General features: G+C 56.3%; 19 protein-coding genes. 15 read left to right on the top strand and 4 right to left on the bottom strand.

The features are described from left to right. The first annotated feature begins 103 nt into the window (after positions 1-103). From HEQ60_RS05655 to HEQ60_RS05640, 4 genes are read left to right on the top strand one after another with little or no spacing between them, the layout of a single operon-like run. On the top strand, positions 104-811 hold the full coding sequence (locus HEQ60_RS05655) for a hypothetical protein (protein WP_168070384.1): 708 nt from the start codon (positions 104-106) through the stop codon (positions 809-811). Between the two features lie 8 nt (positions 812-819). Then, positions 820-2,115 (top strand): outer membrane beta-barrel protein, encoded by a 1,296-nt coding sequence (locus tag HEQ60_RS05650; RefSeq protein WP_168070381.1) that lies wholly within the window; start codon positions 820-822, stop codon positions 2,113-2,115. 38 nt (positions 2,116-2,153) lie between these two features. Beyond that, a complete protein-coding gene (locus tag HEQ60_RS05645) occupies positions 2,154-2,627 on the top strand; it encodes a polysaccharide biosynthesis/export family protein (RefSeq protein WP_245183775.1) in 474 nt (157 codons plus the stop codon). Further along, positions 2,605-3,873, top strand: coding sequence for an O-antigen ligase family protein (locus tag HEQ60_RS05640; RefSeq protein WP_168070375.1), 1,269 nt, complete (start codon positions 2,605-2,607; stop codon positions 3,871-3,873). The genes HEQ60_RS05645 and HEQ60_RS05640 overlap by 23 nt, the downstream gene beginning before the upstream one ends. Here the strand turns inward: HEQ60_RS05640 and HEQ60_RS05635 are convergent. Then, positions 3,811-4,434: a hypothetical protein gene (locus HEQ60_RS05635; protein WP_168070371.1), complete on the bottom strand. Its 624-nt coding sequence runs from the start codon at positions 4,432-4,434 to the stop codon at positions 3,811-3,813. The genes HEQ60_RS05640 and HEQ60_RS05635 overlap by 63 nt on opposite strands. Beyond that, complete coding sequence (locus tag HEQ60_RS10865; protein WP_168070368.1) at positions 4,424-6,592, bottom strand: GumC family protein; 2,169 nt, start codon at positions 6,590-6,592, stop codon at positions 4,424-4,426. The genes HEQ60_RS05635 and HEQ60_RS10865 overlap by 11 nt, the downstream gene beginning before the upstream one ends. Positions 6,593-6,760: 168 nt before the next feature. Here HEQ60_RS10865 and HEQ60_RS05625 point away from each other — a divergent pair, with 168 nt between their 5' ends. The 5 genes from HEQ60_RS05625 to HEQ60_RS05605 are packed head-to-tail and all read left to right on the top strand — an operon-like array spanning position 6,761 to position 12,435. Next, positions 6,761-7,936 (top strand): hypothetical protein, encoded by a 1,176-nt coding sequence (locus HEQ60_RS05625; protein WP_168070364.1) that lies wholly within the window; start codon positions 6,761-6,763, stop codon positions 7,934-7,936. Next, positions 7,927-9,279 (top strand): hypothetical protein, encoded by a 1,353-nt coding sequence (locus tag HEQ60_RS05620; protein ID WP_168070362.1) that lies wholly within the window; start codon positions 7,927-7,929, stop codon positions 9,277-9,279. Before HEQ60_RS05625 ends, HEQ60_RS05620 begins: the two co-directional genes overlap by 10 nt. Further along, positions 9,270-10,376 (top strand): glycosyltransferase family 4 protein, encoded by a 1,107-nt coding sequence (locus HEQ60_RS05615; RefSeq protein WP_168070360.1) that lies wholly within the window; start codon positions 9,270-9,272, stop codon positions 10,374-10,376. Before HEQ60_RS05620 ends, HEQ60_RS05615 begins: the two co-directional genes overlap by 10 nt. Then, complete coding sequence (locus tag HEQ60_RS05610) at positions 10,373-11,320, top strand: glycosyltransferase family 9 protein (RefSeq protein WP_168070358.1); 948 nt, start codon at positions 10,373-10,375, stop codon at positions 11,318-11,320. The genes HEQ60_RS05615 and HEQ60_RS05610 overlap by 4 nt, the downstream gene beginning before the upstream one ends. Then, entirely contained in the window at positions 11,308-12,435 is a 1,128-nt protein-coding gene (locus HEQ60_RS05605; RefSeq protein ID WP_168070356.1) for a glycosyltransferase, read from the top strand. The genes HEQ60_RS05610 and HEQ60_RS05605 overlap by 13 nt, the downstream gene beginning before the upstream one ends. Here HEQ60_RS05605 and HEQ60_RS05600 read toward each other — a convergent pair. Then, complete coding sequence (locus tag HEQ60_RS05600; protein WP_168070353.1) at positions 12,366-13,136, bottom strand: WecB/TagA/CpsF family glycosyltransferase; 771 nt, start codon at positions 13,134-13,136, stop codon at positions 12,366-12,368. The genes HEQ60_RS05605 and HEQ60_RS05600 overlap by 70 nt on opposite strands. Before the next feature lie 143 nt (positions 13,137-13,279). Between HEQ60_RS05600 and HEQ60_RS05595 the strand changes: the two genes are divergently transcribed. Beyond that, positions 13,280-15,958, top strand: coding sequence for a hypothetical protein (locus HEQ60_RS05595; RefSeq protein WP_168070351.1), 2,679 nt, complete (start codon positions 13,280-13,282; stop codon positions 15,956-15,958). Between the two features lie 31 nt (positions 15,959-15,989). Here HEQ60_RS05595 and HEQ60_RS05590 read toward each other — a convergent pair whose 3' ends face one another. Continuing rightward, a complete protein-coding gene (locus tag HEQ60_RS05590) occupies positions 15,990-16,466 on the bottom strand; it encodes an ArgR family transcriptional regulator (protein ID WP_168070348.1) in 477 nt (158 codons plus the stop codon). A gap of 199 nt (positions 16,467-16,665) precedes the next feature. On the opposite strand from HEQ60_RS05590, the gene HEQ60_RS05585 reads away from it, so the two are divergent. The 5 genes from HEQ60_RS05585 to argH are packed head-to-tail and all read left to right on the top strand — an operon-like array spanning position 16,666 to position 21,082. Beyond that, positions 16,666-17,328 carry a transporter substrate-binding domain-containing protein gene (locus HEQ60_RS05585; RefSeq protein WP_168070346.1) on the top strand — a complete coding sequence of 221 codons (663 nt, stop codon included), beginning with the start codon at positions 16,666-16,668 and terminating at the stop codon, positions 17,326-17,328. After that, positions 17,328-17,960, top strand: coding sequence for an amino acid ABC transporter permease (locus tag HEQ60_RS05580; protein WP_209315426.1), 633 nt, complete (start codon positions 17,328-17,330; stop codon positions 17,958-17,960). The genes HEQ60_RS05585 and HEQ60_RS05580 overlap by 1 nt, the downstream gene beginning before the upstream one ends. Continuing rightward, the gene (locus HEQ60_RS05575) at positions 17,947-18,615 is read left to right on the top strand and encodes an amino acid ABC transporter ATP-binding protein (protein WP_168070342.1); all 669 of its coding nucleotides are present in this window, start codon (positions 17,947-17,949) and stop codon (positions 18,613-18,615) included. The genes HEQ60_RS05580 and HEQ60_RS05575 overlap by 14 nt, the downstream gene beginning before the upstream one ends. Continuing rightward, positions 18,612-19,844 carry an argininosuccinate synthase gene (locus HEQ60_RS05570; RefSeq protein ID WP_168070340.1) on the top strand — a complete coding sequence of 411 codons (1,233 nt, stop codon included), beginning with the start codon at positions 18,612-18,614 and terminating at the stop codon, positions 19,842-19,844. Before HEQ60_RS05575 ends, HEQ60_RS05570 begins: the two co-directional genes overlap by 4 nt. Further along, positions 19,841-21,082 carry an argininosuccinate lyase gene (argH, locus tag HEQ60_RS05565; protein WP_168070338.1) on the top strand — a complete coding sequence of 414 codons (1,242 nt, stop codon included), beginning with the start codon at positions 19,841-19,843 and terminating at the stop codon, positions 21,080-21,082. The genes HEQ60_RS05570 and argH overlap by 4 nt, the downstream gene beginning before the upstream one ends. Positions 21,083-21,101 lie beyond the last annotated feature (19 nt).

Here is a 21,101-nt window from a genome sequence, read left to right as displayed (position 1 = left end):
TGATTGAATATTATGTTGAGTGTTTTGTATAAATAGGATTTCGTGACGTATCCGGGGCAAGTGCGCTGTGTCTTGTTACAGGGGATTCTGGAAGGCTGTTTGTTTGGTCTCCCTTCTGTTCGTTCCTGTTCAATCGGTTCGCTCTGCCCCTGTGCCGGGGTACACGAGGGTTCTGAAAGCTCTTGAGTCCGGAGATGATACGGCTGTTCTGGACTCTGTCTTGACATTATCGGAGCAGGCCCCTGAATTGGGGCCTGACCTGGTTGCGTTGGTTGTGCGTCTGGCACCATGGCTGGCAGCTCCTGTTTCCAGCGCTGCTGTTATGCGTGCCTTACCCGAACAGCAGGCCCGCTTGGCTGCAGCCGTTCTGGCTGCTGCTCTTGCTGCCTCAGAAGGACGTCATACGGCGGATGTTCTGGCCGCAGTTCGTACAGCAGCTCCGCATGCGGATGTTCGTGTCCTCCAACGCATTGTTGCCCGTTTGGGGAAGGTGGAGGCTGGTCCATGGGGCACGGTCTATGCCCTGCGTGATGTTCCGGTGGACCAGCCAGACGATTACAAAGCCATGAAACATGGGATGGCAGCATTGCGCCGTGTCATGCTTGTCATAAGGCAAGCAACACTGGATCCCTTACCAGACAGCATCCAGGACATTCCGGATCCAAGCCGGGTCATGGTGCGTGATCATGACCTTCGTATGGGTGGTGATGCATCTCCATCACGTTCGTACGAGGGGTTTGAGCTTCTGCACAGATTATTTCTGTTGCCGTCGCCACATGTTCCCTCCTTCCTTTTGCCAAGCCCGTCATGAGACGTGTGTTGCTACGAGCTTTTTTTCTTTTTGTTATGCCGCTGTTGGTGCTGGTACCGGCACATGCCGGCATTGGTGACCTTAAGACTCATTCCGGGCTTCCCGCCATAACAACAGCAGCGAAAGAGGCAGATGAACGCCGGCGCCTTTACCAGCCTCCGGGGTGGGAGGGGCATGGTATGCGCCTGGATCTTGGTATGCATGAAGCCGTGTTGTGGGACAGCAATCCGCAGTCCCGCTCCTCTTCACAGGCTGATGGTATTGCCAGTCTTGTGACGTCGGTTGATGTCAGGGTCAGGGCAGGGCCTGATGTCTGGCAGCTGACAACAGGCGGCGAGCTGGAGTATGTGCAGCCTGTGTCCAGTTCTTTCGGTGCGTGTTACAATGCGGGTGCCTATACATCCCTGACCGGAAGGGCATGGGATCGTTCCTGGATGACTGGCGAACTGTCTGCCCGCCGCCGTTATGAGATGCCAGGAGATCCCTCTCGGCCACGTGCTGCGGCTGAGCCCGTTGCTGTTGACATATACCGGGCGGAGGCGCGTGCTCTCATCCGTCATGTGCGTGCCTTCAGTATGGTGGGGGGCAGTGTGCAGCGTGATGATTATCATGACGGTACAATGTTCGACGGCAGCTTGCTTGAACAGGATGACCGGGACCGGTATGACATGCGTACCTCTTATCGTGCCGGGTTTTCTCCTATTGACCAGCTTGATCTTTTCGTTGGTGAAGATCGCCACTATTCAATTAATGACATGCGTCAGCCTTATGGCATGGAGTTCGGCTTTGGTGAAGCGCGGCGCTTCATTGGTATCGGGATGGATATCAACGAACGCCTGATTGCTGAAATCACGACGGGGCGTGCCTCGGTTCACTGGTTGTCCCCCATTTTTCCGTCTGTAAACCGATCTGTGCGATCGGCCTCCTTTGTGTTTGCGCCAACACCTCTGACAACAGTGTCTGGTTTGTATGAGCACATGGTCCGTGAAGGTGCTGTTTATGGATGGGCCGGTGCCCTGTCCAAGGAGGCAAGGTTTGGTATCAGCCATGAAATGTTGCGCAACCTGGAAATTGGTCTGCGCGTGTCCCGTCAGACATCGGATTGGCAGGCCGCTCCGTGGCTGTCCTGGTTCGGCCGCGAGAGGCGCGATGTCCTCCAAAGCATAGAGGCTGAGGCGCGCTTTGCTTTCGGGCCACACTGGTATCTCAGCCTTAATGTCCGGGATGACGACCAAGCATCATCTCTGCCGGAGTACAGCTACCAACGGCTCCGTTTGTCCACGCGTGTGGGGGTACGTTTATAATGCGATGGCTTGTCGTTCTTTTGGCGCTGATATGTCTGATGCCTGTTCATGTCACGGCAACCGATATGTTCCGTCTGGGGCCGGGCGATACGGTGCGCGTAACGGTTTTTGGTGAAGAGAATCTTTCCGGGACATTCTCGCTGGATAGCGACGGGCGCTTGGCGATGCCTCTGCTCGGGTTTGTTGCGCTGGGCGGACTGAGCCTTAAGGAAGCAGAGGAAACATTGGTCAGTCGTTTGGCAGACGGGTGGTTGCGTCAACCCAATGTGGCGCTTGAGGTCACAACCCATCGTCCATTCTACATTCTGGGAGAAGTACAAAAACCGGGCGCCTATCCATGGGCCAGCGGGCTGTCTGTTATGGGAGCGGTTGCCTTGGGCGGTGGCTTTACCTACCGCGCGGACGAGGATGATATCAGCATTCGCCGTGATGATGCCAAAATCCGGAGAGTTTCCTTGACGGTGCCGGTTCAGCCCGGAGACATCATTCATGTTCACCAGAGATTTTTCTGATCATCCTCCGGGGTGGCATGTGTGGCTGCCATCCGTTCTGGTGGGTCTTGCCCTGTGGGTACCGCTTCCTTTTGGTAGCAATCGTCCCTGGGTTTGGCACTTGCCGGGAATCATCGCCGGTGCCGGCATGATGGCAGTTCTTGCACGCCGTGACGTCCCGGTGCGTCTGCAGCATTCCTTATTTCTTTTCTCGGGTGTTCTGGCGTGGATGCTGCTGCAGGCCTTGCCGATCTGGCCTGGTGCTGTTGTAAGCTACCCTGTGATGGGTTCTCTGGTGCCGTTGGCCGTGCAGCCTTTGACGGCGGTTGAGCATGCACTGCGTCTGGCTTCTCTTGGTGGCGTTTTCTTTCTCGGGTTTGTCTTGGCCCGTGATACAGCTGACGGTGCCGTGCGGGTGCTGCGTGGTATGGCTGTAGGTGGCCTGATCTGGGCTCTTGTCTCCATTCTTCTTGAAACGCTGTTGCCGGGACGGTTGTTGGTCCTGTGGGAGAAGGAAGCTTATACCGGGGTGCTGACAGGTCCGTTTATAAACCGTAATGCCGCGGCTTGCTTCTTTGGCTTGGTTTGTCTGGTGGTTTTGGGATCTGCGGATCGTATGTCGGGCCTATACAGGTTTGCCATGGTTTCCGTTCCCTTTGTTGCTGTGTTGATGACAGGGAGCCGTGGCGGGTTTGCAGCCTTGGTTGTTGCCTTGGTGGTACTGGTCTGGTTGCGCCGACCACAGCATAAAGACAGCGCAAGAATGCTTTCCCTTCTTCTGATTCTGATCTTGGTGTCCGGGCGTGTTGTTACGGACCGCTGGCTCGCAACAGATCTGGACCACGTTGACCGTTTCCATGTGTGGGACTGTGTTATACGCGGAATAGCAGACCAGTGGTGGTCTGGTGTCGGTGGGGGTGGTTTTGATCATATCTTTACCAGCTGGCGTGATATCGCAACGGTCCAGCATTGGGACCGGGCTCACAACATGTATCTGGAGCTGGCGGTCGAGATCGGGATACCAGCCCTGCTGGTTCTGGCTTTTGTGGTTCTTGGCCAGGCGCGTATCTGTTGGCGTCAGGCCCGGGCTGTACGCACTGACCCGGCTCCGGCTGTTGGGATTTCGGCTCTTGCTCTGGCTGCTGTTCAGGGGCTGGTTGATTTCGCTCCCCAAATTCCAGCCAACAGTCTATGGGTTGCCCTGTTACTTGGTTTGGGGTGTGGAACGCAGGGCCATCGCTTCCGCAAAGGCCGCAGTGCCCGATAAGGCGCGACTGTACAGGGGCCAGGCCTTGTTCACGGGCAGGGATCGGGTCAATCCAGGGCGATCCCACCGCCATAGCATGGCAAGGTCGTTCACTGCCATGTCCCGTACAGGATGTTCTTGCCTGTTCCACTGGGCTACGGTTTCCAACAGTCTTGGCAGCATGAGTTCCCGCTCGTGACGGCCAGTTCCAAAAGCCATTTCCAAGGCGCGGGTTGATGTGTCTATATCCTTTGCCATACGGGCGATGATGCTCAGGCGCAGGTATCCATAAGCATCGGCAGGGGAAAGGGCAAGCCACTGTTCCTGCTGTTGTTGTGCCTGATCCCACTGTCCCAGCAGGGCACGGCCGGCCGCGCGCTGTCTCGCTGCCTCGGGAATATGGCCGGGCATAGTTGCCAGAAGGCGTGCCTGTGATTTTGATACAGAGTGATTGCGGGACAGGTCCTCCATCAGGCTGTAGCCGGGCAGGACAAGGATCCATTCCACCGTCATGATCGTTGAACCCAGCAGCAGTATCAGCCCATAGATCATGGCAGGAAGGCGGTTCTTCCTAGTATGCATAGTATTCCTGATAGGCGGAATAATGCTTACGGTACCCACCATAGCCATACGTTGCCTGTTTACGCAGGTCGATCATGGTCATAACAGCCATCAGGGGGACACCGGCACCGGAGGCATCGAGCAATTCCAGGGCTTGCTGGATTGCGTCGCTGGGTGTGCTTTCCCAGCGCACGGCAAACAGCATGGTTTGGCAAAAGCGCGCCATAACCCGTGCATCTGCGACCGGCATAACGGGGGGCGCATCAAGAAGTACGATGTCAAAATTGTCCTGCATATAACGGAGAAGGCTCATAAAGCCCGGTCCTTCGAGCAGATCAGGAGCCACGGCCCCGGCAATGGCGCCGGGTAAAAGGAACAGGCTTTTCTGTTGCAAGCGGATAATGCTGCTTTCCGGAGACTGTGTGCCCGCCAGAACAGACATCAGATTTGGTGCTGAAGAATGATCCGGATCCACTGGGTTGCCTGTTGCCAGCAGTGTCAGGGCCGGGCGGCGCAGGTCGGCGTCAACAAGCAGAACCTTGCGTCCGCTGCGTGCAAGGACCTGACCAAGACGGTATACCAGCGTTGTTTTGCCCTCGCCGGGCAGGGTCGATGTGACCCCCAGTATCGATGGTCCAGGGGCATCACCGGCTGGCCATACCCGGGCGATCAGGGCCCGCAATTCTTCGGCTGTGCTGCCCGGTGGCACGGTATTGCGTGGCGCTGCAGTTTCGCGGGGCATCAGTCCGGACAGGTGAAGGCCAAGCTTCTGGGGGATATCACGTGGGTGGCGCAGCCTGCGATCCAAGCGTTCGACCAGAATGGCCAGGACGAGGCCGGGGAGGAGGCCGACAAAGAAGGATGCAATAACCAGCACACCGCGTGGTGTGCCGCCGGGACGATCAGGAACCGGAGCGCGGGAGACAACCCGTGTGTCTGGTATGTCGAGTCCGGTCTGGCTGCCGGTTTCCTTCATGCGCGTCAGAAACGTTTGGTACAGGGCACGACTGGTTTCGGCTTCCCGTTCCAGTTCCCTGAGCTGGATCATGGCTTCGCCTTCTGTCTGCCGTTGGTTTTCCAGATCCCGAAGCTCTGCTGTCAGGCTGCGTTCGCGGATACGGGCAATCGATGCCTCATTTTCCATGCTGCGTAAAATGGTAACAGCTTCGCCGGTTATACGCCGGTGCAGATCTTCAAGTTGTGCCCTAGTATCGCGGATATAGGGGTGTTTCTCTCCATAGCGTGCATTGAGATCAGCTAGCGTGCGGCTGAGCTCCGCCTCTCGCGCTTTCAGATTCTGTACTGTGGGAGACAGCAGGACATCAGGCATGTTTTCCAGATCATCATGGTGTGCCGCCAAGCGTAGGCGTTCCAGGCGCGCTTCCGTACTGACCCGGGTTGTACGGGCCTGTACCAGTTGGTTGTTGAGATCTGTGCGCTGCTGTGCGGCCAAGGAAATCTCCCCGTTCTGGCCAAGGCCATGTGTACTCCGGAATGCGGTGACTTTGGCGTCGGCGTCGTTGACAGCCTGACGCAGGGTTTCCAGACGATCATTGAGAAAGCTGGATACCGACATAACGGCTTCTGTCCTGGCTTGGCGTTGATGTTCCAGGTACAGCTCGACCAGGCGATTGGAGAGTCGTGCTGATTTGCTTGGCTCTCGCGTGCTGACAGAAATGCCGATAACTAGGGCGCGGTTCATTTGGTTGATAGATATTGCCTTGCGTACGGCATGCAGTGCTGGGGATGCGCCTAACGGTATGGGATCGGGTTCTGGTTTCAGCGCGGCCAAGAATCCATTCAGCCATGCTGTGGATTCTGATAATGCGAGGGCTGGAACAAACTCTGGGTCGTTTTCCAGATCTTCAGCCTTTATCAGGGCAGAGATAATCGCTGGAGAGCGCAGAACCTCGATCTCCCCAAGTATGGAGACAGGTTCGCGCGGCAAGGCAGGATTCACACCTGCGACACCTGTTACGTTTTCCGGCTGTCCCCGGTCCAGCATGATGACAGATGTTGCGGTATAATGCCGCGGCATGATCGCGCCTGCAATAAGTGTCATTGCCATCAGAGCAAGCGCAGGCGAGATGACAGTGCGCCGTCGCCGCCACAGAAGCCTCAGGACGGTGTCGAGTGCGCCATCATCCCTGTGTTGTCCTGCTGCCTGAATACCGCTCACGCATTACATCTCTGTAGTAGAAAATGGTCCGTTCTGTTATCACAATGATAGTGCGTGGTGAAGCAGTGTGTGCCGGAATAACAGACAATGAATTCATATGGATGGACGAAGCATGAACATTCCGGTTTGAACTTTCGCAAAAGATTTCTACTGGATTCATTTCACGTTATGCGCGTTGCGTTTTCGCGCCATGGAGCCCTTCTTCCGCAGTCGATTCTTTTCCATGTCTGTAGTGGCTGTATTGTCTTTGGCTTGTCTGTCCTGGCTGTTGCTGTTCTTTCTCCAGAAGATCATGGGCGGTTTGCCCTGTTGCTGTCGGGAATGTGGGTGGGTGTTTCGATTCTAACCGCTGTGTTTCTGGATCCCTTCAGCCAGCGCGGGCGGTGCGGTCGCACGCATGGACGCATGTTGCAGGCTATCTTCGGTTGGTTTGGTCTTGCTGCATTCTTGCCTGGTATCCTGATGGTTGGGTTTTCAGGTAAGCAGTGGCTTACCCTGCCGGTTTCCGGTTTCTTTCTTTCCCCCGGTCTGGCGACTGTTTTTCTGCACCGCCGCCTTATGCAGGCTGGTATCTGCACAGGTCCAAAGGTGTGGATCTGGGTGGGGCTGTATCCACTGGCCACCTGTATTCTTGTTCTGTCGGGTGATCTTACGCCGCATAACCTGGTCCTGGTTCTGTCAATAACGAGCATCGGATGTCTGGCCCATTTTTCGCCTTTGCGCGTGCGTGTGCTGAAGAGTGTGTTGGCGTGGTATATGCGCAAGGGGATTTGTCTGGTGCTCGCGTTGCCTGTTGCCTTGGTGGTGCAGCAAGGGCCTGTGCTGGCTGTTGCGGCTTTTCACGGGCCGGAAGGAGCTGGCGACTGGCGACGGATTCAGCTTCTGATGATGCCTGTCTTGCAAGGCATGGCATTCCTTGGAGGGTATCTACAGCCGCGCCTTGCCCGGCTGGTGCGTGAAGAACAGAGAAGATTGGCCAAGGCACGTGCGCTTGTCTTTGGAGCGAGCCTGTCTGGATTATCCTGTCTGTGGTGCATTGGTCTTTGTTTCGCCGGAGATGATCCAGGATCCTTGCGTGTCCTGTTGCCAGCCCATGGCATTGGCGTGGCAGATGGTGTTCTGGCTTGTACCTACCTGGTGGCTGCTTCACTGGCAGCCGCTGCGGGTATCTTTGTGCGTGCCAGGCAGGATAATGCACGGGTTCTTCTGGCAACCCTCTGTGCTGGCGGTATCTGCATGGCTGGTTTGCCGCTGTGTGCTCCTTATGGCATCGCTTGCCTCCTTGCTCTTCTGGCGTTGTCGTACGCTACAAACGCGGTGGTGTTGGCATGGCCATGGCGATAGTGTTGCTGATTGGCTTGGCGTACAGCAGCCTGTTGTTGTACGCGGCCTGCGGTGAAGGACACCGTTTCAGTGCAGCATTGACAGGACTGGCCATCAATTATGGTTTGCGTCGTCTTCTGTTTCTTGACCCGTGGCTGGGGCAGAGCGAGCTCGCTTGGTACACCCTGATCATAGTGGCCGATGTTTTTGTTGTTCTTGTATTCTTTCTGGGAACGGTGAGTGGCAGGTCTGTCCCCGCAGATTGTGTAACCGATTATCTGGTCTTCGCTCTTCTTGCCCTGACCTTGGGGCTTGCTCTGCTGGATCCCCGCGTCCCATGGATGGTGCGTTTTGCGCACTGGAAAGAAGAGTACGGTTGTCTGATTTTTTATTTTCTGGTCCGACAGTGTGGAACAGCAGCCGGAACACGTTACGGCTTGCCCCTGTTTCTGGTCATTGCGGGGCTTGTTTGGGGGGGTATTCAGATGGTGGACGGGCCGGGTATGCTGGATCTGGCCTGGATTGAATCCGGACGGTCCGTTCTGGCTCGTGGTGGTGCCGTTGGCGTGACGGGCGCTCATGGCCTGGGGAATCTGGAAGCCGGGTGGTTACGCCCGTATGCCTTTTTTGGCAACGGAACGGATATGGGTGTCTTCATGGCGTTTTCCTGGGTTTTATCTCGTCCCCGACCTGGTGGAGTGGTCGAGATTCTGGTCCGCACAGGGTTGGCTGCTTTGTGTGCGGCTGGTACGGTTCTCACCATGGTGCGCTTTACATGGGTTGTGCTGGCTGGTGCCATGCTGGGCAGTATTCTTGGGCGGTTGCGATCTGTCCTGGTTCGTGTACTGGTGCTGCTGCTGATCGGGATGGTATGCGTTCCTAGCCTTGAAGCTATACAGGCTGTTGCCCTTCGGTGGGAACATACTCACAGCCTTGTGGGGCGGGTCTTTGTTACGGGGACCTATCTGCAACGTTGGCACGCGCAGGTGGCTTGGCTTGATCAGGTGCTTCATAACCCGGGGGTCCTCCTTGTCGGGTATGGGTTTGGAGCCAGCGGTTCTGCCATGACCAAGTTTGCTCCGGAACAGAGTCCGCATGCGGGAGATGTCTACCATCACAGCCGGGCCATGGATCTTGTCGAAGACGGAGGAATGGCCCTGCTGGTTCTGGTGATAGCTATCCTGGTATCAGCCAGTCGTGGCAAGGGACGTGATGCCTTGGGGCAGGGCATGGTGTCCTTTGCCTGGTCGCTGATGCTTGCATCTGTCTTCCTGGGGGGTAAATCTGTTGTGTTGGCAGCCTTGTTCTGGAGTGCGCTGGGCTTGGCGGTCAACCGGCGCTGCACGGTTATGCCATGCGTCTGATGTTGGTTACGCAATCCCTGCGCCCCTTTGGATCAGGGCAAGATGTTGCTGTCTGGCGCTTGGTGCAGGCTTTGGCGTCACATCCAGCAGTACGCCTGACGGTTGTTACGGCTGTTGCCGACAAGGCCACCTTGCCGTCGGGAATACGCTTGATTCGTTTACCCACTCTTCCGGTCTGGCATGGATCCTTACGATTTCTGACTTTCTTGCTTGTCTGGTGGATAGCCCGTCGCTGGTTGCGGCGGGGAATGGACTATGTCCTGCTCGACAGTCCCCTGTACGGGGGAGGAGACGCCGCTTTGCTCCATTTTTTGTCATCACGCTGGTATCCACGTTTGGCCGCCGTTTCTGGGCTTGCCGGACGTATCCGCTATGTTGATGAGCGATGGCGCCACTGGATCGCCATGACACTGGAGCGTTGTGTCCTTCATCCGTCCCGGGCTGTCTTTCTGTTTCCTGTGTCCACATCCTTGGCCCGCGATCTGATCCGGAAGCACGGCATATCTCCGGACAGGATGCACGTTGTGCCGAATGCATCGGATCCGTATCGCTTTGTTCCCGCAGAATCTCCCCCCAACAAGGAATCAACACGAATTCTGTTTGTCGGTGGAGCCTGGCACCGCAAGCGCCTTGACCGGGCCATTCTGGCTATCGTTCCGCTGGCGGATGATGTGGTTCTGGATGTTGTCGGGGCGGGCCCTGTGTCGCGTTGGATGGCTTTCGCGGAACGTGCCGGTGTTGGGCATCGTGTTATTTTTCACGGATTACAGCGGGACGTTGTTCCTTTTTACCAGCGGGCTTCGGTTGTGTTGATTCCCTCGGATTATGAAACCGATGGCTTGGTTGGTTGGGAAGCCCTGTGCTGCGCTGTTCCTGTGGTGGCTACACCCTCTGCTGCGGCCGGTGGTTGGCTTGTGAATGGCGTAACAGGGATAGTGGCAGAAACCGTTCCCGATATGACCCGTGCCGTGCGGCAGCTTCTTGCCAATTCGGATCGTTGTTGCCGTATGGGCCGCGTCGGGCGCTGGTTGGCTTGTCGTCGGGCACCGGATCGCGTTGCCGCCCGCTTGTTGGCCAGAATCAGGTTACACACATGACCCGTGTTCTGATTGCCCGGGTTGGGGGTATAGGGGACAGCTTGGCCTTGTTGCCGGTTCTTCTGGCCTTGAAGAAGGATCGTCCGGATCTGGATATAACCGTCTTGTTATCGCCTATTGGAGCAACTGTCCTGAATCCGGTACTGGGTTGTGTGCGTGTTGTCACTGTGCCACGTGCTTTCCTGTCTGGTGTAGCAGGCTTGCGTTGCGTTCCCGAACTGGTGAAGCAGGTTGGGCGTCAAGATAAAGCGTTGTTGTCGTACGATGAAACAGCGGCGGTTCATGGTGTTGCCGCATGTGTTTCTCCGTGCCGTATAGGGTTTTCTTCTGGCATCAGCCGGGGAGAATGCCTGCTGACACATCGCCTGCCATTTGATCCGCACCGCCCCGTTTATGACATGCTGTATGACCTGGCCCGTTTCATGGGGGGCGTGTGCCCTGTTATGCGTTCGGCCCGTTTGCCCGGGCGCGTGGAAGGCACAACTGCCTACGGAGAGCTTCATGTACGAGCTGCCACGTCCTTGCAGGAATGGGATGTCATGCATCGGCTTGCTCCGTATCTGGAAGCTGCGACGGGATTCCCCTGGCTTGTCCGTCGAGGTGTTGAGGATGGGCGTTCCCTTGGTGACTTTCTATCCGGGATAGCCGGTGCCCGGGCTGTGGTCAGTGTGCACAGTGGCCCGCTGCATCTGGCCGCCGCGCTGGGTGTACCGGTTGTCGGTATTGCCGGCCCGACGGCACGGACTTGGGATCCTCCCGGTGTTCCTGTCCTGCGTCTGGGACCAGAGTGTCAACCCTGCGGTTTGCCTGGTGCACCGGCAAGAGTTTGTTGGCGCGGTGATCATGCCTGTTTGTCGCAGCTCGTGCCCCGCATGATCATGAAGTCTCTGTTACCGGTTTTGCATGCACAGCTCCAGGATACGGTGTTGCCATGCGTGTTTTGATGTTTCATGCCCGCTATCGCCTTGCGGGAGGCGAGGATGTTTCGGTTGAGCTTGAAGCCACACGTTTGCGCTCTGCCGGTGTTCAGGTTACGCAGATGATTGCACCTGCCCTGGGGCGTGGCGGAACTGTGTGGCCCGGCGTATGGGGGCATCGTGTCGCCCGTATGCTGGAGCAGGGTTCATTTGATCTGTTGCACGTCCAGAATTTCTTTCCGGCAGCGACAACGGCTGTACACCATGCTGCTTTTCATCGTGGAATCCCTGTTGTCCAGCATCTGCGTAATGCCCGTCTGCTGTGTCCATCTGCAACATTGTGGCGGGGCGAAGGCTTGTGTGTGGCGTGTCGTGATTCCCCTGTTCCGGGGATTTATCATGGTTGCTGGCGTAACAGCCGAATGCAGACTTTGTTGTCTGCGTACATGGTGCGTTGGCAGCGCAAGACTTGGGGCCAGGTTTCTGCTTTTGTTACGCCCTCGGCTTTTTTGCGCGATATTCTGGCCCCGGTCCTTGATCGCAGCAAAGCTGTTGTGGTGCCGAATAGTGCGCCGGATCTGGTTCCCTGTCCCCCCGCACAGCGCAGCGGAGTTGTGTATGCAGGGCGCTTGTCACCCGAGAAGGGTGTTGGTGTTTTTCTGCAGGCTGTTCGGGCGCTTGATCCCTCTGTTCCTGTCAGTATCTATGGGACAGGGCCGATGGAAGCGCAGGCTCGGGCTTGTGACCGGATCAAGGTCTATGGGCATGTACCGGTTGCCGACATCTATCGTGCAATAGAGAAGGCACAGGTTGTTGTGGTTCCCTCCCTCTGGCCAGAGCCTTTCGGGCGTACGGCACTGGAAGGCATGGCTGCTGGTGCTGCCGTTGTTGCTTCGGCTATCGGAGGGCTGCCCGAGGTTCTTGGCCCTACAGGTTTCCTCGTTCCGCCCGGGGACCCAGATGCTCTGACAACGGCAATTCAGAGGGCCTTGATTGAGTATGTGGCAGTTGGGGCTGAGGGGTATCGACGTGCGCGATCCTTGTTCACCAGTGTAGATCCGTTGCTGGAAGTTTATCGGCGCTGTATTGAACAGAGTTCCCGAAAGGCCAGCCAGCTGAACCGCGGTATGGTTTTGACATAGCGGGGTATCAGGCGTCTTGGTTCCATGGCCATCCGCCACAGCCATTCCAGCCCGAGTGGGTGCAAAAAGCGTGGTGCCTGGCGTACTGTGCCAGCCAGAAAATTGAATGCGGTACCAACTCCCAGGATCACCTTCGCATTCAGGTAAGGGTGATGGGTCGCAATCCATAAATCTTGTTTTGGCGTTCCCAGGCCAACCCACAACAGGTCAGCGTTCATGGCATTCAGCCTTTGGACCAGCCCCAAATCCAAGCGTGACCCATCCGTAATATTGGGTGCCAGCATGCCGGCGACAGGCAGGTCCGGAAAGGATGCGGCAATCTTTTCTGCAACACCCGGTGCTCCACCCAGAAAAGCATGTCTGAGGGGGATCTGCGTTTTGAGAGAACACAGAATGTGCATGATATCCGGCCCATAGGCGCGCCGGGCTGAGGAATATCCCCGTGTGCGGGCGATCCAGACCAAGGGCATGCCATCAGGCAGGACCAGATCGGCCACGTGTTCCAGTTGGCGTATGTCCTGTATATCCCGCCCGGCAAGCAGGCTGTGCACATCTCTGAACAGCACAAGCGCAGGGCGTTTCTGGTTGCTCTGTGCCCAGAGCACGATCTGCCGTGCGGCCTGATGCGGAGAGAGAAGTGACAGGGGACACCCCAGAATAGGCATCCGTGTCCGGGGTGCAGAAACCGGCGTAGGCAGCACGGCATGACTCTTGTTGAATTGTCTCGGAAACACGATACTGCGCAGATTATATTGATCCGGCAACAATTTTGCCTGACTGTAGTAGCGTTTCTGTTTCAGGGCATGAGATACAGATACCCGGAGCGGAGCGGGCAGGAGGTGTCATGACCGACAATGTGCAATCGGACGAGCGCGAGGCAGGGGAGATCTGTGTTGATCCGGTCAAGCCGCAGATCGTGCACTTCAAGCTTCAGGCTCCGCATCCCGGTGCGCCCTCTTCCGGGCAGGATATGGCGCGCGCGGGTAAAGCAGGTGCGCAGTCCGTTGGTGCCAGTGTGGATGCGCCCACGCCCGTTCGTCCGGCTCTTCTTCCCGATACTGGTTCTGCCCCTGAATTATCTGCCGCGTCTGCCTTGGTGCCCGATGAGCAGGAATCCCCGTTTGCCATACGGTTTGCCACCCTGATCAGTCTGGTGTGGACATCGGTTGGGGCTTGGTGGGGCAGTGGTGTTTTTGGTCCCGTTCCGGATCTGGGACGTTTGCCGCCAATTGAGGTAGCGGCCTTGTCCGCTGTGTATGTTCTGCCTTTGATGTTCTTGTGGCTTCTGGTCGCTTTCTTCCGGCGTGGTGCGCAGATCCACCGCGAGGCACAGGTTCTGCGTGCCCAGTTAGCCTTGCTGACGTACCCGGCCGATCATGCGAAGAACCAGGTTGCGACGGTGGCTGGTGCTTTACGGGCGCAGGCCATAGAGCTGTCGGAAGCGACCTATGCCGCAGCAAGCCAAGCTTCTGCCCTGCGCGATATCTTGGGGCGCGAAACGCGCGAGCTGGCGCATATGATCCAGGATGTCGATACCAGAACAACCCCGGCGCTGGAGCGCGCAGCCAGCCAGGTCCGCCAAGTTTCGGAGCTGGTGGAGAAGGTCCGGGACGTTACGGCCACTCTGGATTCCTCCCTGTCACATCACTACGCGAGTTTGACCGAAGCTGCCCGCCAGGCCGATACCTCGGCGGAGGGGTTGGCGGCGTCATTGGGGCGTCAGTGTGAGCAGTTAGCTGTTCTTGGTACAGATCTGGCCGAGCGCAACCGGGTTGTTGATGATCTGGTAACGCGTCAGGATGCGTTACTGGCTTCTGCCAAGGTCTCTGCAGATACCTTCAATCACGCGGCAACCACTCTGATGGTTGGCGCCGCCAAGGCAACGCACGGCCTGACCAAGCGGGCGGAGGCAATTGACAACGTTATCCTGACCATGACGGAGCGGGCGCGTTCCTTGGCTGATGCCACAGCTGTTGTCATACAGCAGATGAATGAGTTGGGTGATGGCGTGGACCGCAGGGCGGATGTCTTGCACAATCGCCAGCAGGATATTACCCGCAGTGCCCATGCTGCGGCCCAGGAACTTGATGCAGCGGCTGCTACGGCGATTGGTGACTTCAATGCATTCCGCGATGTGACAACGGATGCTCTGGAGGGGGCTCACGCCGCTGCGGCGGCCATTCGTGATACGGCAGCTCATGCAGAAGGTGTACGCCGCCTTTTGCATAATCAGGCCAAGGGGTTGGAGGATGCTGCCCGTCGTATGGGAGAAGAGGTCCGCAATACGGGCGTGGCCTGTGACGAGCAGGGGCAGGTGGTATCGCAGGCAACGGACCGGGCAACTGAGCGGATTCGTCACTTGGCTGATCTTCTCAGTCGCAGTGCTGTTGATATTACCCGGACAACAGCGCGTTCGGTTGTCGAGATCGAGACCGTGACCGAAGCCATGAAGCAAAGTGGTGGCGCGGCCATAGATGCCTCGCGAGAGATCCAGGAAGCGACGCGTGCCGTTGCAGCTGAGTCTGATCATGCTGTCAGCCGTGTTCGGGCTGCGACCGATGGTATGGCAAGCGGGGTCAGCGCCCTTGCTGCTGCCGGCCAGGCATTTGGCGATGAAGCTGCCCGGATTGGCGAGGCTGCGAATGCGACGATTGTAACCATTCGCACGCTTGCTGCTGATTTGTCTGCGGAAACCCGCCGGTTTGGCGAGACGGCAGATGGGGCCTTGTTGCGTGCTGATGCAGTCCGTGGTGCCTTGGCTGCAGCCTTGGCCAGTTTTGAGGCCACCATAGATGGCGGTGTCGAAAGAGTGGAAACAGCTGGTGTTCGTCTGACCAGCGGAGCGAATGACTTTGCTGTCTCTGCCCGTACAACGATGGAGACCCTAAATGGAGCCGGGGGTACGTTACGGGCGCAGGTTGATGCCTTGAGCCGTGCAACAGATGAAGCGGCAGACCGGTTGCAGGGTGTCACCCGCTCACTGGGGGAGAGTGGTGATATTGTTGCACGGATCAGCGCTACGGTGACCGAAAAAGCAAGTCGGGCCGGTGATGAGTTTGCGCGACGCGCCAGTGCTCTGGCCGCTGCGGCCGAGGAGGCCAAGGAGCGCGCCAGCGAGTTGATGGTTGTGCGTCAGGATGTTGATGTGCAGCGCTTCCTGACCGAAACATCGTATGTGATTGAGCGTCTTCAGGCTACGGCGGTGGACATTACACGACTGTTTACGCCATCGGTGGAAGAAGATCTGTGGAAGCGCTTTTACAAGGGCGAGCAAAACGTCTTCCTCCACCATGCTGCCCGCACGATTACGCGTTCACAGGTTCAGGCCATCAAAAAGCTGTACTCCGAGAATCGCGAGTTTCGTCAATACGCATCCCGTTATGTCACCGAGTTTGAGTCTCTTCTGAAGGGAGCAAGAAGCAATGATCGTGGTGATGTGCTGACGGCTGTCTTCACCAGTTCCGATATGGGGCGTCTTTACATCGTGCTGGCACGTGCAATTGGCCGCATTGGTGGGGATTGATCAAGAGTGAACAGGGTCTGATGACCCCGTCTTATATTTGGGGGACGGTCGGGCGATCAAGGTAGGGAAAGTCTGCGCACAGATGATCAAGCGCCCTTTTCAAGGCTGATTTGCTCTCGATAATGATCAGAACGGTGTCATCGCCGGCAATGGTCCCTAGGATTCCCGGGTGGTCGCTGTCTTTTCCTGATGAGGGTTGTATGTATTTCTGATCAAGGGCATAGGCAATGCTATTTGCCTGTCCTGGATGTGTGTGCAGGATAATAAGTCCAAGGGCCGAGACCTGTATGCCCTTGATGACAGGGAGGGCTCCCTGAAAAACCTCAAGGCTTTTGTACTGCCCCGATACCTTCGCGATGTTCAGCTTTTTGAGCCGTCGGGACAGGGTAGCTTGCGGAATCTTGTAGCCTCTTTTCTCTAGAATCTCCTGAATTTCACTTTGTTCATAGATGGTGTGGCTCTGAATAATATTCAGAACATGCCTATCAAGGGCAGGATCATGCGTCATTCCGTGGTCCCTGTATGACTTTATATTCATATTTTTGAGATTATAGCCGGATTGCTCTTGACGCTGCAATAGATGCGCTCTTATAGTCAAAATATGAATATAAAATGAATGAGGTTTCGTTGTGAGTAAGGTGCTGTCTGCAGTTCTTTTTGCATTAACTCTTATCTCAGCTTGCTCTGATGAGAATCAGTCCAGAGTGATGCGTTTTGCAACCTCGGCAGAATATCCACCTTTTGAATACATGGAAGGTGATGAGATAAAAGGTTTTGATATCGACCTAGCCCGCGCTATTGCTGCCAAGCTGGGTAAAACCGCGGTCTTTGAGGATATGCAGTTCAGCACGGTTCTGGCCGCACTTCAAAGCGGGACCGTCGATGCGGCGATCTCGACCATCAGTATTACAGAAGAGCGCAAGAAGAGTTTCGACTTCTCGAAAAGCTATTATACGGAAAGCTTGTCGGTTGTTTATCCGCTGCAAGATCCTGTTTCTTCTGTTGAAGCCTTAAATAACAAGACGATTGCCTGCCAGCTGGGCTCGACTATGGAGATCTGGTTAAGGGAGCATGTGCCTGGTGCTGACATCGTGGCGATGGACAACAATAACCAGGCAATAGAGGCCTTGAAGGCCGGGCATGTTGATCTGGTTTTGATTGACACTATCCAGGCAGTGGAATTTTCTGCCAGAAATCCGGTTCTGGGGTCTTCGGTGATCAGTCGTTCCGATACGGGCTATGGCATTGCCTTCCCCAAGGGATCGCCACTTCATGCGCTGGTTGACCAAGCACTGACCGAACTGGAGGAAAGCGGCGAGCTTGCGCAGCTGAAACAAAAGTGGCTTGGGGATTCAGCATGGAAGAGCTGATGTCCCATGTCCTTTTTATCGGCAAGGGCGTTGCCCTGACCCTGCAGCTTTTGGCAGGGGGGCTGTTGCTGGGTTTTTCCCTGGCCGTTGTCATCAGCATCCTGAGGTACCGGGGTTTTGGGGTTGCTGTGATTGACCGGTGGGTTTCCGTTCTCCGGGGCACGCCGCTTATCCTGCAGCTTGCCTTTGTCTATTTTGCTCTTCCGGGTGTCCTTGGGATCAAGTTCAGTGTGCTGACGGCTGGGATAGTGACCTTTGGCCTGAATGCATCCGCTTACATCGCCGAAATTCTGCGCTCGGGTATCGAGAGCCTGCCCGCCGGGCAGTTTGAGGCCTCCCGCACCTTGGAAGTACCAACCTTCTACATGTGGAAGGATCTTATTCTCCCTCAGGTTCTGCGCAATGTTTTCCCGGCCTTGGTAAACGAGGTGATTGCCCTGCTTAAGGAAACCGCGCTGATTGGTACGATCAGCGGTCTGGATATCATGCGGATGGCCCAGATTCTGGGGGCAGAGCGTTTTACCTACTTCCTGCCGCTGTGTATTGCGGGTGCCTATTACTACCTTCTGGTTCTTTTGATCGAGCATTTTGGCCGCAAGGTCGAGAAGAGAGGCTTTTATGCTCAGGCTTGAGACCGTATCGAAATCCTTCGGGAGTGCAGTGATTCTGGATTGTTTGGATCTGGACGTTGAGAAAGGCAGTATTGTCGGCTTGGCAGGCCCGTCGGGCAGCGGGAAATCAACCCTGCTTCGCCTTCTCCAGAAGCTGGAGAAGCCAGATTCCGGTATCATTCACTGCAATGGCCGGACAGGCTTCATGTTTCAGGACTTCCAGCTTTTTCCGCATATGACGGTTCTGGACAATGTTCTGTATGCACCACGGTTACGGGGCAAGGGGGCTGCGTGTCTTGAGCGTGCCTCCGTTCTGTTGGAACACTTGGGCCTGACGTCCAGGATTGCGGCGTATCCACGGCACTTGTCCGGTGGACAGAAGCAAAGGGTTGCCTTGGCCCGTACCTTGATGATGGAGCCGGATATTGTGCTGTGTGACGAGCCGACATCTGGTCTTGATGTGGCCTCGACGTCCGGTGTGGCGGAGCTTCTGGGCTCTGTCCGGGATATGGGCGTGACAATGGTTATTGCATCCCACGACCTGGATTTTCTGACCCGTGTTGCCGACCGGGTTGTGCTTCTGAGAAACGGCAGGATTGCCGTGGATACCCTTACCTCTGATCTGGATGACCCCGTTGGGTATCTGGAGTCTTTTTATCAGGAACAGGAAGAATGAAAGACAATCCGGACAAAATCGTTCTGGCCTATTCGGGTGGCCTTGATACCTCTGTCATGATTCCGTGGTTGAAGGAGCATTACCCGAATGCCCAGATCAACGCTGTTACTGTTGATCTGGGGCAGGGGGAAGACTTGCAGGCCATCCGTGACAAGGCATTGCGGACAGGGGCTGACCATGCCGTTGTGGTGGATGTTCGCAAGGCGTTCGTAACGGATTATGTGTGGCCCCTTGTCAAGGCGGGTGCTTTGTACGAGGAGCAGTATGTCTTGGGGACTATTTCCCGCCCCCTGATTGCACAAAAGCTGGTCGAGGTGGCCCGTTCCACCGGTGCATCGGCCATTGTGCATGGCGCGACCGGGAAGGGGAACGACCAGGTTCGCTTTGAATACACCATTAATGCGCTGGCGCCGGACATCAAGGTCATTGCCCCCTGGAGAAGCTGGTCTATCACATCACGCCAGGATGCCATTCGCTATGCCCAGGCACATGGTGTTGAGGTGCCGGTCAGCCCGTCGTCGCCCTATTCCCGTGACCGGAACATCTGGTTTGTGTCCCATGAAGGGGGATGTCTGGAAAGGCTGGATACAGGACAGCCCGATGACGTGTTGCTGATGACCGAGGTGCTGGAGAAAGCCTCTTCTGAGGCAGAGTTTCTTTCTCTTGAGTTTGTGCAGGGGATGCCGGTTTCGCTGGATGGTGTTCCAATGGATCCCGTATCCCTTCTTTCTGCCTTGAACGTGCGTGCAGGCAGGCACGGCATCGGGGTCGCCGACATCATTGAAAGCCGCTTGGTTGGCATGAAGGTAAGGGGCATTTACGAATCACCTGCTGCTGCCGTTCTGTACAAAGCACATCATATCCTGGAAACAGCCTGTCTTGACCGGGCCATGCTGCGATTGAAGCAGTCCATGAAGCCTGTCTATGCTGATCTGGTATACGAAGGGCAATGGTTTTCCCAAAGTCGGGAGGCACTGGATGCCTTTTTCAATGAAACCCAGAAGAACGTGACCGGGACCGTCACCGTGCGCCTGTACAAGGGGAATGTTCAGTATGCGGGCTTGAAGTCTCCCTGCAGTCTTTATAATGCGGACTTGGCTACGTTCGAGGAAGACAGCCTGTATAACCAGGCCGATGCGCAGGGGTTCATCAACCTTTTCTCTTTGCCGGCCAAGGTGTATGGCATGGTGCACCGGCAGTCCAGAACGCAGGAGGAGGTTCCGGTATGACCAACGCAGTCTGGGGTGGGCGGTTCCGCAAGCCGATGGACCCGAATGTTGCCCGTTTCAATGCATCCCTGCCGTTTGACTGCCGCTTGTATCGGTTTGATATCGAGGGTAGCCGAGTTCATGCGCGCATGCTGGCCCGGCAAGGTCTGATTACGCAGCAGGATGCTGACGACATAGATGCAGGTCTGGTTGAGATCCTTGGGGAACTGGAGCAGGGGGGAATCCCGTCTGACTCCACGGCTGAAGACATTCACATGTTCGTCGAGCAGCGCCTGATCGAAAAGATTGGTGATACCGGCAAGAAGCTGCATACCGGGCGGAGCCGGAATGATCAGGTTGCGCTGGATTTGCGTCTGTATGCCCGTGATGCCGGACAAAAGGTACAAGGGTATCTACAGGCTGTACATGCAACCTTGTTGAAGCTTGAGGAGCGTCACATCAATGATGCCATGCCGGGGTATACGCACCTGCAGCAGGCCCAGCCTGTTCCGTTGGGGCGATGCTTCGGCGCGTGGGCTGCCATGTTCGGGCGTGATCTCGGGCGGTTGAAGGATTGGGAACGCCGGATGAACCAGTGCCCCCTTGGGGCAGGTGCCCTGGCTGGCAGTACCTTGCCGCTGGACCGTTCCTTTGTTGCATCCGAGCTTGGCTTTGATGGCGTTATTGAAAACACGATTGATGCCGTCAGCGATCGTGATTACATCATCGAGTTTCATGGTGTAGCCGCTCTCGTGATGATGCATCTGTCACGGCTTGCCGAAGACATGATTGTATGGGCCAGCACCGAGTTTGGTTTTGTTGTTCTGGATGATGCTTTTTCAACCGGATCATCCTTGATGCCCAACAAGAAGAATCCCGATGTTTTCGAGCTTGTTCGCGGAAAGAGCGGGCGGGTGTTCGGGAACCTTATGGGCATACTGACGGTAATGAAGGCCCTGCCGCTGAGCTACAACAAGGATATGCAGGAAGACAAGGAAGGTTTGTTTGATACCGTCGATACCTTGGTCGCATGCCTTGGGATCATGCCGACCCTTCTGAAGTCTCTTACCTTCAGGACGGATGCAATGGGCCGCGCGGCAGAGTCAGGTTATCTGGATGCAACCCGCATTCTTGAGGACTTGGTACGACAAGGCGTTCCCTTCCGTGATGCCCATCACCGCGTTGGTGCCTGGGTGGCTGAGGCAATGGACCGGGGGTGTCCCTTGCGTGAAGTTATGGAAAAGCAAACGACATCCTGATCAAGTCAGGCACGAAACA

Origin of the sequence: Haematospirillum sp. H1815, from assembly GCF_012102705.1 — a bacterium.
GTDB lineage: Bacteria > Pseudomonadota > Alphaproteobacteria > Rhodospirillales > Rhodospirillaceae > Haematospirillum.
The sequence above is the reverse complement of the archived record's forward strand: the minus strand, read 5'-3'. Positions and strand labels throughout refer to the sequence as shown.